Below are 15,651 nucleotides of genomic sequence, written 5' to 3' on the forward strand. Positions count from 1 at the left end.
TCTACTGCGCAGCGGGATCGCAGAGCGGGTCAGCGACCTCTGAAAGCGCGATCTCGAGTCTTCGAAGCCCCGCCGGGTCGATGCTCGCGCGCCGAGAACAGGCCCGATCCACCGCCGCCGCCGCCGCGCCCAGCGGCGTGAATCCAAGACTGCCCGCGATGCCGGCCATCCGGTGAACCATGGTTTGGAACGACGCGGCTGTAAGCGCTTGCGGCTGTCGCATGGCCGCGCGGAGGGTCAGCAGATCGCCGCTGCAACGTTGCCGGAACTGCAGACGGACCTCCGCCAGGGCGTCATCCACCGGGTGACGTTCCCACCATTGCGCGGATGTCGCCGGCCAGGGAGATCGGATCAAACGGTTTTATGATCACCCCCACCGCGCCCAGGGCCATCAAGCGTTGGCGTTCGTCGGCCAAGGCGCGAGCCGTCATGAAGATCACCGGTGTGTGGCTGTGCCCGGGAACCAGGCGCAGTCGTCTGAGCACTTCGGATCCGTCCATCTCGGGCATGCTGACGTCAAGCAGAACGACATCCGGCGCGAACGTCTCCAGACACGCCAGCGCCTGCTCGCCTGAGTTCACTATCTGGCTCTGAAGATAGGGATCCCGGTTCAAGGATAGGCGCACCAGATCACGCACCAGATCGTCGTCGTCGACATACAGAAGCCGCAAACCGGAACTCATGTCCCGGCTCTCCGGCGCCAGGTGACCGCATTCCGGACCCTGCTCCACGCGGGCCGTTTTCCGCCCAAGCCCTTCATGGAAGATGGCCTCCGAGACCTAGGCTGGGCGCCTGAGGCGCGTGTAGTCGTCGAGCCAGACGATATCGGGCTGGTGCAGGATGTCGTTCACCATCGCCATCAGCGTCTCCGGTTGAACCGGCTTGCAGATGTAACCGCGGGCGCCCTCACGCCGCGCCCGGACGATGTTCTCAATCTCGTTTTCCGCGGTAAGCATCAGGATCGGCGTGCGCTCCCAGCCCCGGGACTTCCGCAGGCGGGGGAGGAGATCAAAGCCCGACACGTCCGGCATCGAGACGTCGAGGAGAACCAGATCGGGCGGAGGTGACGCGGCGCAGACCAGCCCGTCCATACCGTTCTCCACGCTGGTGACCTTCTGGGTGTCGGTGGTCAGGACGGCCGTCACCATCATCCGAATAAGCGGGTCGTCATCGATCACAAGGATATGCATCTCGACCCCTTCGTGCAGCGGGCGCGTCGTATTCGAGTGCGACGCGGCTCCCTGCCAGCCAGCGCAACTGCTTCTTATCAAAAATTGTTCGCAGCCCAAGTCAACCGGTCATAGTTTTCGAAGGTGCGACTACTTGTCTCCCGTTTGGATGAGGCCGCCATCGCTTGGGGCCCTGCGCCGCTTGTTCTTGGGATCGTGGGCGGCGCTCAGCTTGCGGCCTCGATGGCGACGTCCAGGGCGTCGCGGAAGATCACGAAGAACAGCTCCGGATCGCCAGGATCGAGGTTCTCCACCATGCCCGAGACCTTGTAGCCGCGTGACACCAGCAGGGTGCGCATGGCCTGATTGGACTCGTTGCAGGAGACGAACATGCGGTCGCCCTCGAACTGGCCTTCGATATTGGCCATCAGGGCGCCGGCCACGCCCCGTCGCAGGAAGCGCTCGCCGGTGCAGATCCGCTCGAGGAAGGGATGGCCGAAGAACTCCGCCATCACCGCGTGGCCGGCGATCTCGTCGTCCAGCACCAGGACGCGGACGTCCATGCCCCGGTCGCCGGCGATGGCCTTGCTCATATAATCGTGGCGGCGCTCCTCCCGTCGGGCGACGGGGTCGAATGCCAGTATGGTGGCCAGATCGCCGGCGGTGGCGGGGCGGATGACGACGCTCATGACGCGGTCCGTTCATCGTAGCGGCGCAGCACCTCGGCGGCGGCGCGATCCGTTTCCGCCAGCGGCGGGTATTTCCATTTGTGGAAGGCCCCGCCGAAGGGCCGGGCGGCGCCTAGACGCTCCAGGTCCTCATGGAACAGGCGGAACTTCAGGCTGTCCCCATCCATCTTCAGGATGAAGACCGGCTTGCCAGTGCTGGCCGCATCGGTGGCCATGTTGGTGGAGTCCTCGGTCACCAGGATGTAGTCGGCCGCCGCCAGGAAGGCGAAGTAGGGATTGTCGCCTTCGCCATCCCAGATGATGCCCGGCATGTGCCGCAGGCGCGCGGTCAGCAGGGCGCGGGCGGGCTCGGGCGTGCGGCGCGAGAAACTGACCATCACCGAGCCGCCCTCCTGGGCGATGGGCAGTTCGATCTCGTGGGCAAGCGCGGCGGCCCTTTCCACAGACAGGTTGTGGGCCTTGGACTTGCCGCCGATCACCACGGCGACCCGCGGGTGGGGCAGGGTGTCGATCTGCTTCTTGAAGCGCGCCAGCTCAGCCTTCAGCCGCTTGGCGTTGACGCCGTTGGGGGAGCCGGTGATCGCAAACACGTTGTCGCCCTGCAGCCGGTCATGCTTGGGCGGGATCACCAGATCAAACAGGCTGGTGGGCATGCGCGGATCCTGGGTCTGGACCACGAAGGTGGCGTTCTTGGTCCAGGCCTTCAGGCGGATGGAGAGCGGCAGGGTGGCGCGGCCCGCGGCCAGCCAGATGTCGGGCCAGGGCGGGGCGATACCGGTATCAGGCCTAAGCGCCTTGAGCGGAAAGGGGTTCAGCCACCATGGCAGCCGGCCGATACGGCCCCGCCAGGCGACACGCTTGACCACCACCTCCGCCTTACGCTTGGCCGCGATGGCCTTGGCCAGGCCCACGACCTGGCTCTCCATGCCGGCGCGCCCGTCGGAAACGGCCCAGATCACGAGCGGCGGCTGGTCGGGGGATTTCGCCAAGCTGCGGTTTCCGTCTGCGGGCGTGAGTCAGGGAGCCGACTCTCGCCGACTACCATAACGACCTTGCGTGTCTCGGCTAAGAGCTAGCTAGACCCACTCGACCTTGAGGATCTCGTAGGCCTTGGTGCCGCCGGGAGTGGGGACCTCGACGACGTCGCCCATCTCCTTGCCGATCATCGCGCGCGCGATCGGAGAGGCGATGGAGATCTTGCCCTGCTTCACGTCGGCTTCGTGCTCGCCAACGATCTGGTAGCGGGCCTTGTCCTCGGTGTCCTCGTCGACGACGGAGACCGTGGCGCCGAACTTTACCTGACTACCGGAAAGTTTGGACACATCGATGACCTGTGCGCGGGCCATCCGATCTTCGATGTCGGCGATCTGGCCTTCGATCCAGCCTTGGCGCTCCTTCGCAGCGTGGTACTCGGCGTTTTCCGAGAGATCGCCGTGCTCGCGAGCTTCCGAAATGGCCGCGATCACTGCTGGTCGCTCCAGGGTTTTCAAACGCTTCAGGTCTTCGTCGAGGGCGTGATAGCCCTCGGCGGTCATTGGGACTTTTTCCATGGCAGATAGGTGACTCGGGTTCGCCCTTGGGTTGGTATTCCGGCCGCGGGCGCAGGCGACCGGGGGGATAGAGGATAGAAGCCAGGCTGTGAAAACTCAAGGGGTGCAATGCAGCAATGACATCGCGTGGCGCGGCCGGGGCCGCAGATGGGTCCCGAACACCTTGCCGGGGAGACCGTTCCGTCGGCCGCCGGTGGCGCCGCGCTGGCCGGGCGCCTAGATTGCCGTTGCAGCGAGAGAGACGACAGCATGGCCGCCAAGTGGGGCATCACGCTCTACCATTCCCCTGCCAGCCGGGCCTTCACCGCCTATTGGCTGCTGGAGGAACTGGGCGTGCCCTTCGATGTCCAGACGGTGGACATCTCCAAGGGCGACCAGAAGAAGCCGGACTATCTGAAACTGAACCCGTCAGGGAAGGTGCCGACGATCACCGATGGCAAGGTGTTGGTGAGCGAGAATCCCGCCATCTGCCTCTATCTGGCTGACCGCTACGGCTACGGCTCACTGGCCCCGAAGATCGATGAGACCGAGCGTGGGGCCTATCTGAAATGGATGGTCTACTCGACGGCGGTGCTGGAGCCGCTGCTGGTGCTGCACGGCAAGAAAATTGACCTGCCAGGCCGTGAGACCGGGTTCGGCGACTATGACGAGGTGATCGGCGTGCTCACCAAGAGCCTGCAGGGCCACAAATACCTGCTCGGCGACCGGTTTTCGGCGGCCGACGTCATGCTGGGCTCGGTGATCTCCACGGCGCTCTACCGTAAGGAACTCCCGGAGCATCCGGTGCTGATGGACTACAACGCCCGCCTCACCCATCGCGAGGCCTACCACCGGGCCGCCGACGCAACCTGGCCGCCCCACCTGTTCTCCGCGGGCTAACTTTCGGAGATGATGGCGCCCTTCAGTTCGTCTGCGTCGGGGGCCTCGAAGACGCCTTCGATGAAGTCGAACATGTCGGGGCTGACGTCGATCGAGAAGGTCTCGCCCCGCACCTCGTTGCGTTCCAGGACCCGCGCCCGGCGCACATCCGGGCTGGCGGTGACGAAGTGGAACTGCAGCGGCAGTTCGCAGGCCTCGGCGATCTCGGCCACCCGGGCGCGGTCGGTCTTACGCATCAGGCCCAGGTCCAGGACCACCGAGGTCCCCGCGGCCATGGTGGAGGCGGCGACGGACCAGATCTGCGCCTCGCAGCGCTCAACCCGGGCCATCATCCATTCAAACTCCAGCGGCTCGGGCATGTCGGCGGCGAACAGCCGCGCCATCCACTCGTCGATCGCGAAGTGGACGGCGGGCTCGCTGCGGGCAAGCTGCTTGGCGTAGGTCGACTTGCCGGCGCCCGAGGGGCCGAAGATCACGTGCAGGGTGGCGGTCATGGGCCGCCGGTTACTTCACCGAGAGGCCGCCGTCGATGACCAATTCGGCGCCGGTGACATAACGGCTCTCCTCCGACGCCAGCCACAGCACGCCGTTGGCGATGTCCAGGGGATAGCCCTTCCCGCCCAGCGGAACGGCGTCGGCGCTCATGGCGTCCAGCACCTGGGGCCGGGGCGGACGGGCGTTGTCTCCGGGTTCGCCGGTGCCGATGATGTCGTCCCAGATCGGGGTCTCGATGATGCCGGGATGGACCGAGTTGACGCGGATGCCGTCCTTGGCGTTCCCGCACTCCAGGGCCACGGCCTTGGTGAACAGTCGCACCCCGCCCTTGGTGGCGCAGTAGCCGGCCAGGATCGCCGAACCCTTCAGGCCCGCCACGGATGACATGTTGATGATCGAGCCGCCATCGCCGCTGACGCGCATCAGCGGGATGGCGTGCTTTACGCCCAGGAAGACGCCGTCGAGATTGATCGCCACCTGCCGTTGGAAGTCGCTGAGCGCCATGTCCAGCACCGAGCCGGAGATGCCGATGCCCGCATTGTTCACCAGGATGTCCAGGCGGCCATGATCGGCCTTGATGGCGGCCACGACGTCGATCCATTCCTGCTCGGAGGTGACGTCCTGATGTCGGTACTGGGCCTTGCCGCCCTTGCCGACGATCTCGGCGGCCAGGGCCTGGCCCTTCTCATCCTGCAGGTCAGTCAGGACGACGATCGCGCCTTCCTCGGCCAACCGCTCGGCGCAGGCGCGCCCGATACCGCTCGAGCCGCCAGTGACCAGAGCCACCTTGCCTTGAACCCGTCCCGCCATGTCGTTTCCCCGTGGCTCTCTGTCCCGTGTTGCAAGACGCCTACCGTACGCTCGGCGCCTTGCCCAGCATCACGCAGCGTCATTCGCGCGCGGGCCTGCGCACAATGATCTCCTGCACCGCCGCGGACTCGTCGAGGCGGGGAAGGTCGGGGCGGGTCTAGGACGGCCCGGCGCTGGCGCCGACGCGGTGAAGCGTCAGGCCAAGCCGGGCCGAGGCCTCAGCGCATCCAGGCGGGCGTCGAGTCACCGGTGGTGACGACGCCGTAGATCAGGCCGATGGCCAGCACCACGATGGCGGCCACCATCAGGACGCCGAGCAGCCCTTCGAAGCGTTCGTAGAGGTGCCGGTTCTTGTGATGACGGACAGCCGTTTCGCCGGTCTTGAGCTCTTCTGACATGGCGTTTCCCTCGCGTTCTGTTGGGGGAACAAGTCCCCACGCCAGGCTGCGACAGGCGCCCTACAGGGCTAGTCCGGTCAGTCTTCAGGGGCCGCCGGAGACACGCCCACTTGCGCCTGCATCAGCAAGGCGACAACTGGAGGGTGATCCCAAAACGCGGTTCGGTCAATAAATCAGGCGTAGCTTTGCAGCGGCCGGACTTCGAGCGGCGCCTTGGCGGTTTCGGCGATGGCCTGGGCGGCGGCAAGGGCGCCGGCGGCGGTGGTGAAGTAGGGGGTCTTCATCATCAAGGCGGTGCGGCGCAGCTCGAAGCTGTCGGCGACCGACTGCTTGCCCTCGGTGGTGTTGAAGACCAGCTGGACCTCGCCGTTCTTCATGGCGTCGACGATGTGCGGACGGCCCTCCAGCACCTTCTTCACATGCTCCACGGCCAGGCCTTCGCCGGCCAGATAGGCCGCCGTGCCGCCGGTGGCGAGGACCCGGAAGCCCTGGCCCAGCAGCAGGCGGATCGGCTCGACGATCCAGGGCTTGTCGGCCTCGCGGACGGAAACGAACACGCAGCCGGTCTTGGGCAGGGTGACGCCGCCGCCCAGCTGCGCCTTGGCGAAGGCGCGGGCGAAGGCCGGGGCCAGGCCCTCGCCCTCACGCCGCCAGTCCAGGCCCATGACCTCGCCTGTGGAGCGCATCTCGGGGCCCAGGATGGTGTCGACCCCGGCGAAGCGGGCGAAGGGGAAGACGGCTTCCTTGACGGCGATGTGGTCGTAGGGCGGCTCGCTGGTGTCGAAGGACGATAGGGGTTCGCCGGCCATCACCTTGGCGGCGATGGCGGCCAGCGGCTTGCCGATGGTCTTGGCCACGAACGGCACCGTGCGGCTGGCGCGCGGGTTCACTTCCAGGACGAAGATCCGCGGGTTTTCGGAGTGCGGCTCCTCGATGGCGAACTGCACGTTCATCAGCCCCTTGACGTTGAGGGCCAGCGCCATGCGCACGGTCTGGGCCTTGAGCTCGGCGATGGTCTCCGGCTTCAGCGAGAAGGGGGGGAGGGAGCAGGCTGAGTCGCCAGAGTGAACCCCGGCCTCCTCGATGTGCTCCATGACGCCCGCCACGAACACGTCCTTGCCGTCGCAGATGGCGTCGACGTCCACCTCGGTGGCGCGGCTGAGGTACTGATCGATCAGGACCGGGCTGTCGCCGCTTACCTGCACCGCGGTGCGGATGTAGCGGTCCAGCTGCTCATCATCGCGGATGATCTCCATGGCCCGGCCGCCCAGCACGTAGGAGGGGCGGATCACGATGGGGTAGCCCACCGAGTGAGCGCCGGCGAAGGCCTCCTCGGCGGTGCGGGCGATGGCGTTGATCGGTTGGGCGATCTCGAGCTTGTGCAGCAGTTGCTGGAAGCGCTCGCGGTCCTCGGCCAGGTCGATGGCGTCAGGGCTGGTGCCCAGGATCGGAATCCCGGCGTCTTCCAGGGCCTGGGCCAGCTTCAGCGGGGTCTGGCCGCCGAACTGGACGATGACCCCCAGCAGGGTCCCATTGCGCTGCTCGACGGCGATCAGCTCCAGAACGTCCTCGGCGGTCAGCGGTTCGAAGTACAGCCGGTCGGAGGTATCGTAGTCGGTGGAGACCGTCTCGGGGTTGCAGTTGACCATGATCGACTCGATGCCCAGGTCAGCGAGCGCGAAGGCCGCGTGGCAGCAGCAGTAGTCGAACTCGATGCCCTGGCCGATACGGTTGGGGCCGCCGCCGAGGATGATGGCCTTGCGGGCGCCCGTGGGCTCGCTCTCGCACTGCGGTTCCTGGCCCAGCGAACCGGTCTCGTAGGTGGAGTACATATAGGGCGTGGCGGCGCGGAACTCGCCGGCGCAGCTGTCGATGCGCTTGTAGACGGGGCGCACGGCCAGGTCCTGGCGCAGGCTGCGGACTTTGGCTTCCGGCGTGTTGGTGAGTTTGGCCAGGCGGGCGTCGGAAAAGCCCTGCGCCTTCAGGGCGCGGAAGCCCTGGGCGGTGACCGGCAGGCCGGCGGCTCGGATATGACCCTCGGTGCGGACCAGGGTCTCCAACTGACGCAGGAACCAGGGCTCATACGAGCAGGCGCCGTGGATTTCCTCCACGGTCAGGCCGTGGCGGAAAGCCTGGGCGATGACGCGCAGGCGATCCGGGGTGGGCATGGCCAGGGCGCGCAGCACCGCGGCGCGGCCGGTGTCAGGATCTTCCGAACCCTCGATGTCGATCTCGTCCAGGCCGGTCAGGCCGGTCTCCAGGCCGCGCAGAGCCTTCTGCAGGCTCTCGGCGAAGGTGCGGCCGATGGCCATGACCTCGCCCACCGACTTCATGGCGGTGGTCAGATGGGGTTCGGAGCCCGGATACTTCTCGAAGGCGAAACGGGGGATCTTGGTGACGACATAGTCGATGCTGGGCTCGAAGGAGGCCGGCGTGGCCCCGGTGATGTCGTTCATCAACTCGTCGAGGGTGTAGCCCACGGCCAGGCGGGCGGCGACCTTGGCGATGGGGAAGCCGGTGGCCTTAGACGCCAGGGCCGAGGACCGCGACACCCGCGGGTTCATCTCGATCACCACCATCCGGCCGTCGGCGGGATTGACCGCGAACTGCACGTTGGAGCCGCCGGTCTCCACGCCGATCTCGCGCAGCACGGCGATCGAGGCCGCGCGCATGATCTGGTATTCCTTGTCGGTCAGCGTCAGGGCCGGGGCGACGGTGATGCTGTCGCCGGTATGCACGCCCATCGGGTCGATGTTTTCGATGGAGCAGACGATGATGCAGTTGTCGGCCTTATCGCGGACGACCTCCATCTCGTACTCTTTCCAGCCGAGCACGCTCTCCTCGATCAGCACCTCGGTGGTGGGGGAGAGGTCGAGGCCGCGCTCCACGATCTCGCGGAACTCCTCGACATTGTAGGCGATGCCGCCGCCGGTGCCGGCGAGGGTGAAGGACGGCCGGATGATGGCCGGCAGGCCGACGAACTCCAGGCCCTCCAGGGCCTCGTCCATCGTATGGGCGGCCTTGGACTTGGGGCTCTCAAGGCCCAGCTTGTCCATGGCGTCGCGGAATTTCTGGCGGTCCTCGGCCTTGTCGATGACGTCGGCCTTGGCCCCGATCATCTCCACGCCGTACTTGGCCAGCACGCCCGAGGCTTCGAGGGCCAGCGCCGTGTTCAGCGCGGTCTGGCCGCCCATGGTCGGCAGCAGGGCGTCGGGGCGTTCCTTGGCGATGATCTTCTCGACCATCTCCGGGGTGATCGGCTCGATATAGGTGGCGTCGGCCACATCGGGGTCGGTCATGATCGTGGCCGGGTTCGAATTGACCAGCACGATGCGGTAGCCCTCGGCGCGCAGGGCCTTGCAGGCCTGGACCCCGGAGTAGTCGAACTCGCAGGCCTGACCGATGATGATGGGGCCGGCGCCGATGATCAGGATCGAGGAAATGTCTGTGCGTTTGGGCATCGTTGCGTCCGCGCGTAAGGGCGGCAGCGCGTTGCCGCGCGCCGTTCCCGTTCAATCTGTAGGTTAAGGCGCCCGTTTAGAGAGGGAGTCGACCCGGCGCAAGCGGGCAGGCGCCACAGGGGCGCCTCGGGCCGCGTGGCCGGGCCGACTCGAGGTCAGTCCAGATCTTCGCCGTTCATGCCGGCGTTCTTGCGCGCCTTGGCCACCATCTCCTTGACGATGGGGCCGAGCTTTTTGGGATCGTCCACCGGCTCGACGGTGGGGCCGCGACGCCAGCCCTCGGCTGGGCCGCCGGTCGGCGATCTTTGTCATTTCGGCAAACTCGACAGCCAAAATCGGGTGCGTGCATGGGGTTTGAGCGCCCAAAGAAATGGGCCGGCGCGTGAGCGCCGGCCCATCCTTGGGTTTCCGTCGGGGCCTCAAGGCCCGCGGCGAAACTAGACCTGCAGGTTGCCCGCAGACATCTTGCCGCTGCGCTTGTCGCGCTCGAGCTCGAAGGTGACCTTCTGGCCTTCGTCCAATGAACGCAGGCCGGCGCGCTCAACGGCGGAGATGTGGACGAACACGTCCGCGCCGCCATCATCGGGTTGAATGAAGCCATAACCCTTGGTGCCGTTGAACCACTTCACGGTGCCGGTAGACATAGAGATATTTCGTCCTTGGATAGATATTCCCCCACCCGAAGCGCTCGGAGGGAGGATCAAAATTCGGGGGGATCGGGAGGCAGGTCCGGTGCGCCGTGAGACGCGTGGAAAGTCAGCCGAACCTACGAGTTTGACCCCGATATCCTGGCCGAAATGGGCTCCGAAAGCAAGATGTCGGGCCGTTGCTGTCTAGGGACTGATAAAGAGAACAACGCGCGTCCGCGCCGAACCAACCGGAGCCATCTGCACATGAAGTTCCTTCCCCTGGCCGCCGCGCTCGCTTTCGCCGCGGCGCCGGCCGCCGCCCAGGCGCCTCCGGGTTCGGTCGCCAAGCCCGTCGCCCAGATCAACACCACCATGTCGGGCCAGCCGATCCTGCTGCCCCAGGGTCCGGTGCAGGTCACCGTCACCGAGACCAGCGTTCCTGGCGAGGGCCTCATCGCGCCCCACAAGCACCCGTTCCCACGTTACGCCTACATCATGGAAGGCGCGCTCAAGGTGACCAATCTCGACACCGGAACGGTGACGATTCTGAAGGCGGGCGACTTCTCGGTCGAAGCCCTGGACCAGTGGCACAAGGCCGAGCCCCAGGGTGGCCAGGGCGCCAAGCTGCTGGTGATCGACCAGACCGCGCCGGGCCAGGTCAATATGGTCCGCAAGGCGCCCTGAGGAGTCTGAGGCGCGCGTTAACCATGATTTCATAGCCAAGCCCCAGCCTACGATTCCACAAACTCAGGCTGGAATTTTGTCATGTCCGCTTTCGCACGCGCGCTCGGGCTTCCGCCGGCAGACGCCGCGTCCCTCAAGGGGGATGGCGGCAGCGGAGCGCCGACGTCCCTCGTCGCCCTGACACGCTATGGCCTGGAACGGCAGGCGAGGGGCGATTTCCAGGCGGCCGTCGAAGCCTTCCGGGCAGTGGCCGACGCCGCGCCCCGCCAGGCCCTGGTCTGGAACAACCTGGCCTTGGCCCTGGGCGGGCTGGGAGACCATGAGCAGGCCGCTATCGCCCTGCGCAAATCGCTGGATATCGACGCCAGCCAGGTCTCGGCCTGGGTCAGCCTTGCCGCCTCACTCCTGCAACTGGGCCGTCCGGAGGAGGCCGAGAGCGCCTGCGACGGGGCCATCGCCCATGATCCGGACAATGGGGACGCCTGGCAGATTCGCGCCATGGTCCTGGCCGGACGCGACGACTTCGTCGGCGCATCGGCGGCATTCTCGCGCACCATCGAGATCGCCGGCGAGAACGGCGCCCTGCGCGCCAACCTCGGTGTGGCCCTGTTCAAGTCGGGCGCTTTCCACGAGGCGCAACGCAACTTCGACGCCGCCATGGCTCTGGAGGCCGACGCCGACGAGATCGTCGAGATGGCGCGCCTTTGCCGCTTTGTGGTGGCTGGCCTCGACGGCGACATGACCCGGGTCACCACCATTAGCCGGGAACTGACCGGCGCGGCCGAGACCGACACCCTCTTCAAGACCGCGCTGCTTTGCCTGGACTGGGCGGGGCACAAGGGGCCTGCCGCCCTGATAGGCCAGACCTGGGCCGCCCTGCGACCCGGCAACCTGGAGGCGCGTCACATGGCTGACGCCGCCATGGGCCGTCCGGTGGAGCGTCAGCCAGCGGCCTTCGTGGCCCAGCATTTCGACGGCATGGCCGAACAGTTCGACGAGAGGCTGGTGGGCCGCCTGGGCTATCGGGGGCCGGAGGAGATCCGCAACCTGATGGCCGCTTCGATCGCGGCGGATGGCTCACTGGACGTGCTCGACATCGGCTGCGGCACCGGCCTCTGCGGTCCGGTCCTGCGCCCCTATGCCCTGCGTCTGACCGGAGTCGATCTCTCCGACGGCATGTTGGCCAAGGCCCGCGAAGGCGGTCTCTATGACGAACTGCGCTGCGCCGATCTCGTGGACACCCTGCGTCAGCCCGGCGCGTGGTGGGACATGATCGTGGCCGGCGACACCTTCCCCTATGTCGGGACCCTGGGCGACGTCTTCGACGGCGCTGTGAAGACCCTGAAGCCCGGCGGCTGGCTGATCTTCTCCACCGAGGCCGCGGAAGGCGACGGTGTCACCCTCCGCGGCAATGGACGCTACGCCCATGGGCGCGGCTACATCGCCGACCTGGCCGCCGGCCGTTTCGAGATCGTCGAGCGCAGGTCCACCATGCTGCGCCGCGAGGCCGGCGTGGCTCTGGAAGGCGACTACTTCCTGATGCGCAAGATCTAGGGGCTAAACTCCGCGGCCATAGCCCTTGCCACCGACCCACGGCTTGGGGCAGCTTCGCCGCCAGCCTTCCGCCGGAAAAGACCCCTCACTTGCCCGCCACCGCCGTGATCGATCCGCTGACCGAGTTGATGCCCAGGATCGCCGCGGGCGACCGCGCGGCCCTGCGACAACTTTACCAGGCCACCTCCGCGAAGCTATTTGGCGTCTGCCTTCGTATCCTCTCCAACAGAGATGAAAGCGAAGACGTGCTGCAAGAGGTCTACATCACGATTTGGCGTCGCGCCGACCGCTTCGAGGCGGGCAGGGCCAGCGTCATGACGTGGATTTCGACCATCGCCCGCAACCGCGCCATCGACCGCCTCCGCGCCCGTGGGCCGCTGGCCTATGCCGAGCAGGTCGAGGAACTGGAGATCGACGACGGCCAGCCCCGCGCCGACGCCCTGCTGGAGGCCGCCCAGGACGGCGAGGCCTTGGGCAAATGCCTTTCGGAGCTGGACGAGCGCACGGAAAAGGTGATCCGCACCGCCTTCTTCGAGGGCGTGACCTATGAGGCCCTGGCCGCGCGCATGGACGCGCCCCTGGGCACGGTGAAGAGCTGGATCCGCCGGGGCCTGGCCAAGCTCAAGGGATGCCTTGAGTCATGAGCGAGCCCCTGACCCCCGACCTGCCCGAGGACGAGGCCTTCGCCGCCGAGCATGCCCTGGGCGTGCTGAATGCCGGCGAACGCGCCGCCGCCGAGCTGCGCATGGCCCGCGAGCCGGCCTTCGCCGCCCACGTTGAAGCCTGGCGTGAGCGCCTGGCGCCGATGCTGACCGCCATCGCGCCGGTGGCGCCGCCGGTCGGCCTGTGGCCCCGGATCGAACGCGGCCTGCCCGCCAACGACAATGAGGGCCGTGGGGTCAGGTTCTGGCGCGGCTGGGCCATGGGCGGGATGGGCCTCGCCGCCGCCAGCATGGCCGCGGTCGTGGTGCTCGCCACCCGCCCGCCGGAGATCATCGCCCCGCCTACTCCCGGTCAACTGCTGAACGCGCGCCTCGACACCAGCGGCGGGCAGCACCTGTTCGTCGCCGCCTACGATCCGGTGCGCGGGAAGCTGATCGTCACCTCGCTGGTGGCGCCGGGGGCCGATCCGGTTCACGTCCACGAACTGTGGCTGATCCCGGCCGATGGCAAGCCCCGGTCTCTCGGCCAGATCGAGCCCGGGACCTCCAAGACCCTGCCCATGCCGCAGGGCCTCTCGGCCATGGCCAAGGAGGGCGCGGCCATCGCCGTCTCGGTCGAACCGCTGGGCGGGTCGCAGAAGGACGGACCGTCCGGCCCGGTGGCGGCCATCGGCAAGTTGGCGAAGATTTAATTTCCCTCTCCCGCGTCTGGATAAGTTTTCCAGCCGTATTCCTGTCGTCGCCAAGCAGTGGTGAGCAGAAATTCAAGGGACCGGAACATGAAGATCAACAATATTGTCGCGCTTGCGACCGGCGTCGCCATCTCCTTTGCTGGCGTCAACATGGCATCTGCTCAAATGATGGGCCACAAGATGGCCGAGAAGACTGTCATGGTCGGCGGGGCCGCCATGTATCCGTCCAAGAACATCGTTGAGAACGCCGTCAATTCGAAGGATCACACCACCCTGGTGGCCGCCGTGAAGGCCGCCGGCTTGGTGGAAACCCTGTCGGGTCCCGGCCCCTTCACCGTCTTCGCCCCCACCAACGCCGCCTTCGCCAAGCTGCCCGCCGGGACCGTGGACACCCTGGTGAAGCCGGAGAGCAAGGCCGCCCTCACCAATATCCTGACCTACCACGTGGTCCCCGGCCGTCTGACGGCGATGGATCTCACCGCAAAGATCAAGGCGGGCGGCGGCAAGGCCATGCTGAAGACCGCGCAGGGTGAAAATCTCACCGTCACCGCCAAGGGCGACATGGTGATGCTCACCGACGCCAAGGGCGGCATGTCTCACGTCACCGTCGCCAACGTCATGCAGTCCAACGGCGTGATCCACGTCGTCGACACGGTCCTGATGCCGTAACTTGAAGCGGGGCCGGCGAGAGCCGGCCCTACGATTCTAGACCTTCGCCTTGTCCATCAGGCCCGCGAAGCGCTCGAACAGGTAAAGGCTGTCGGTGGGGCCTGGCGAGGCCTCGGGGTGGTGCTGCACCGAGAACACCGGGCGGCCTTCCAGTTCCAGGCCGGCGTTGGTGCCGTCGAACAGCGAGACGTGGCTCTCCTTCACCGGTGCCGGCAGGCTGTCGCGGTCGACGGTGAAGCCGTGGTTCATGGAGACGATCTCCACCTTGCCGGTGGTGAGGTCCTTTACCGGATGGTTCGCGCCATGGTGGCCCTGGTCCATCTTCACGGTCTGGGCGCCCAGGGCCAAGGCCATCATCTGGTGGCCCAGGCAGATGCCGAACACGGGGGTGCCGCTGTCCACCAGCTTGCGGATTTCCGGCACGGCATAGACGCCGGTGGCCGCCGGGTCGCCGGGGCCGTTGGAGAGCAGTACGCCGTCCGGCTTGCGGGCCAGGACCTCCTCGGCGGAGGTGGAGGCCGGCACCACGGTGACGCGGGCGCCGATGGAGACCAGCGAGCGCAGGATGTTGCGTTTGACGCCATAGTCCATGACCACGACCTCGTACTTGGGCGTCGCCGCGGGCTTGGCGTAGCCCTCGGGCCATGAATAGAGGCCTTCCTCAAAGACGAAGGGCTGCAGGCACGAGGCGTCCTTGGCCAGGTCCAGCCCCTCGATGCCGCCCCATTCGCGGGCCTTGGCCTTCAGGGCGGGGAGGTCGAACTTGCCGTCCGGAGCGTGGGCGATGACGCCATTGGGCATGCCCTTTTCACGGATGGCCAGGGTGAGGGCCCGGGTGTCGATGCCGGCCAGGCCGACGACGCCGCGCCGCTTCATCCAGCCGTCCAGGTCGCTGTCGGCGCGCCAGTTGGCGGGCGGGGTGGGCACGTCGCGGAAGATCGCGCCGCGGGCCGCCGTCGCCGAGCCGCCCGACATCTGCTCCAGATCTTCCACATTGGTCCCGACATTGCCCATGTGCGGGAAGGTGAAGGCGACGATCTGGGCCATGTAGGAGGGGTCGGTCAGGATCTCCTGATAGCCGGTCATGGCGGTGTTGAAACAGACCTCGCCCACCGCCTCGCCGGCCGCGCCGACCCCGATGCCCTGGATGACGGTCCCATCGGCGAGGACGAGAACTCCGGTGACGCCAGGCAGCAGCTCGCTCATGTTCCGGGGCTCCATCATCTTGTCGCAAAAGGGTGGGCGTCGCAGCCCGCCCGGCATAGCGTATGCGCCGGGTAAACGGGCGCGTAGGTAGTCAGTTCAAGCCC

18 protein-coding genes are annotated in these 15,651 nt (G+C 66.8%); 6 read left to right on the forward strand and 12 right to left on the reverse strand.

Annotation, left to right across the window (positions count from 1 at the left end; genetic code table 11):
* Position 1: 1 nt before the first annotated feature.
* The 6 genes from Q7J39_RS14540 to greA all read right to left on the reverse strand — a co-directional run bounded on the left by Q7J39_RS14540 (position 2) and on the right by greA (position 3,408).
* Complete coding sequence (locus Q7J39_RS14540) at positions 2 to 301, reverse strand: Hpt domain-containing protein (protein ID WP_304826412.1); 300 nt, start codon at positions 299 to 301, stop codon at positions 2 to 4.
* Positions 294 to 683: a response regulator gene (locus Q7J39_RS14545; RefSeq protein WP_304826415.1), complete on the reverse strand. Its 390-nt coding sequence runs from the start codon at positions 681 to 683 to the stop codon at positions 294 to 296. The genes Q7J39_RS14540 and Q7J39_RS14545 overlap by 8 nt, the downstream gene beginning before the upstream one ends.
* Positions 684 to 779: 96 nt before the next feature.
* Complete coding sequence (locus tag Q7J39_RS14550) at positions 780 to 1,190, reverse strand: PleD family two-component system response regulator (RefSeq protein WP_304826418.1); 411 nt, start codon at positions 1,188 to 1,190, stop codon at positions 780 to 782.
* A 206-nt stretch (positions 1,191 to 1,396) separates the two neighbouring features.
* Positions 1,397 to 1,858, reverse strand: a complete 462-nt coding sequence (locus tag Q7J39_RS14555; protein WP_304826421.1) for a GNAT family N-acetyltransferase — start codon at positions 1,856 to 1,858, stop codon at positions 1,397 to 1,399.
* The gene (locus Q7J39_RS14560; RefSeq protein WP_370690075.1) at positions 1,855 to 2,784 is read right to left on the reverse strand and encodes a mitochondrial fission ELM1 family protein; all 930 of its coding nucleotides are present in this window, start codon (positions 2,782 to 2,784) and stop codon (positions 1,855 to 1,857) included. The genes Q7J39_RS14555 and Q7J39_RS14560 overlap by 4 nt, the downstream gene beginning before the upstream one ends.
* Before the next feature lie 150 nt (positions 2,785 to 2,934).
* The gene (gene greA, locus Q7J39_RS14565) at positions 2,935 to 3,408 is read right to left on the reverse strand and encodes a transcription elongation factor GreA (RefSeq protein WP_304826427.1); all 474 of its coding nucleotides are present in this window, start codon (positions 3,406 to 3,408) and stop codon (positions 2,935 to 2,937) included.
* Between the two features lie 249 nt (positions 3,409 to 3,657).
* On the opposite strand from greA, the gene Q7J39_RS14570 reads away from it, so the two are divergent.
* Positions 3,658 to 4,287 (forward strand): glutathione S-transferase family protein, encoded by a 630-nt coding sequence (locus Q7J39_RS14570; protein ID WP_304826431.1) that lies wholly within the window; start codon positions 3,658 to 3,660, stop codon positions 4,285 to 4,287.
* On the opposite strand, the gene Q7J39_RS14575 is transcribed toward Q7J39_RS14570, so the two are convergent.
* The 5 genes from Q7J39_RS14575 to Q7J39_RS14595 all read right to left on the reverse strand — a co-directional run bounded on the left by Q7J39_RS14575 (position 4,284) and on the right by Q7J39_RS14595 (position 10,095).
* A complete protein-coding gene (locus Q7J39_RS14575; RefSeq protein WP_304826435.1) occupies positions 4,284 to 4,781 on the reverse strand; it encodes an ATP-binding protein in 498 nt (165 codons plus the stop codon). The two genes, Q7J39_RS14570 and Q7J39_RS14575, sit on opposite strands and share 4 nt — an antisense overlap.
* A gap of 10 nt (positions 4,782 to 4,791) precedes the next feature.
* Positions 4,792 to 5,592 (reverse strand): glucose 1-dehydrogenase, encoded by an 801-nt coding sequence (locus Q7J39_RS14580; RefSeq protein ID WP_304826438.1) that lies wholly within the window; start codon positions 5,590 to 5,592, stop codon positions 4,792 to 4,794.
* A 218-nt stretch (positions 5,593 to 5,810) separates the two neighbouring features.
* Entirely contained in the window at positions 5,811 to 5,990 is a 180-nt protein-coding gene (locus Q7J39_RS14585) for a hypothetical protein (RefSeq protein WP_215341417.1), read from the reverse strand.
* Between the two features lie 173 nt (positions 5,991 to 6,163).
* Positions 6,164 to 9,451, reverse strand: coding sequence for a carbamoyl-phosphate synthase large subunit (gene carB / locus Q7J39_RS14590; protein ID WP_304826442.1), 3,288 nt, complete (start codon positions 9,449 to 9,451; stop codon positions 6,164 to 6,166).
* A 437-nt stretch (positions 9,452 to 9,888) separates the two neighbouring features.
* Positions 9,889 to 10,095: a cold-shock protein gene (locus Q7J39_RS14595; protein WP_293497834.1), complete on the reverse strand. Its 207-nt coding sequence runs from the start codon at positions 10,093 to 10,095 to the stop codon at positions 9,889 to 9,891.
* Positions 10,096 to 10,344: 249 nt separating this feature from the next.
* Between Q7J39_RS14595 and Q7J39_RS14600 the strand changes: the two genes are divergently transcribed.
* The 5 genes from Q7J39_RS14600 to Q7J39_RS14620 all read left to right on the forward strand — a co-directional run bounded on the left by Q7J39_RS14600 (position 10,345) and on the right by Q7J39_RS14620 (position 14,341).
* Positions 10,345 to 10,764, forward strand: a complete 420-nt coding sequence (locus Q7J39_RS14600) for a cupin domain-containing protein (protein ID WP_304826445.1) — start codon at positions 10,345 to 10,347, stop codon at positions 10,762 to 10,764.
* Between the two features lie 81 nt (positions 10,765 to 10,845).
* On the forward strand, positions 10,846 to 12,318 hold the full coding sequence (locus Q7J39_RS14605; RefSeq protein WP_304826448.1) for a tetratricopeptide repeat protein: 1,473 nt from the start codon (positions 10,846 to 10,848) through the stop codon (positions 12,316 to 12,318).
* An 89-nt stretch (positions 12,319 to 12,407) separates the two neighbouring features.
* The gene (locus Q7J39_RS14610; RefSeq protein ID WP_304826451.1) at positions 12,408 to 12,962 is read left to right on the forward strand and encodes a sigma-70 family RNA polymerase sigma factor; all 555 of its coding nucleotides are present in this window, start codon (positions 12,408 to 12,410) and stop codon (positions 12,960 to 12,962) included.
* Entirely contained in the window at positions 12,959 to 13,672 is a 714-nt protein-coding gene (locus tag Q7J39_RS14615) for an anti-sigma factor domain-containing protein (protein WP_304826454.1), read from the forward strand. The genes Q7J39_RS14610 and Q7J39_RS14615 overlap by 4 nt, the downstream gene beginning before the upstream one ends.
* Positions 13,673 to 13,759: 87 nt before the next feature.
* The gene (locus Q7J39_RS14620; RefSeq protein WP_304826457.1) at positions 13,760 to 14,341 is read left to right on the forward strand and encodes a fasciclin domain-containing protein; all 582 of its coding nucleotides are present in this window, start codon (positions 13,760 to 13,762) and stop codon (positions 14,339 to 14,341) included.
* A gap of 36 nt (positions 14,342 to 14,377) precedes the next feature.
* On the opposite strand, the gene carA is transcribed toward Q7J39_RS14620, so the two are convergent.
* Complete coding sequence (gene carA / locus Q7J39_RS14625; RefSeq protein ID WP_304826460.1) at positions 14,378 to 15,547, reverse strand: glutamine-hydrolyzing carbamoyl-phosphate synthase small subunit; 1,170 nt, start codon at positions 15,545 to 15,547, stop codon at positions 14,378 to 14,380.
* Between the last annotated feature and the right edge of the window lie 104 nt (positions 15,548 to 15,651).

Source organism: Phenylobacterium sp. (genome assembly GCF_030651185.1).
GTDB lineage: Bacteria > Pseudomonadota > Alphaproteobacteria > Caulobacterales > Caulobacteraceae > Phenylobacterium.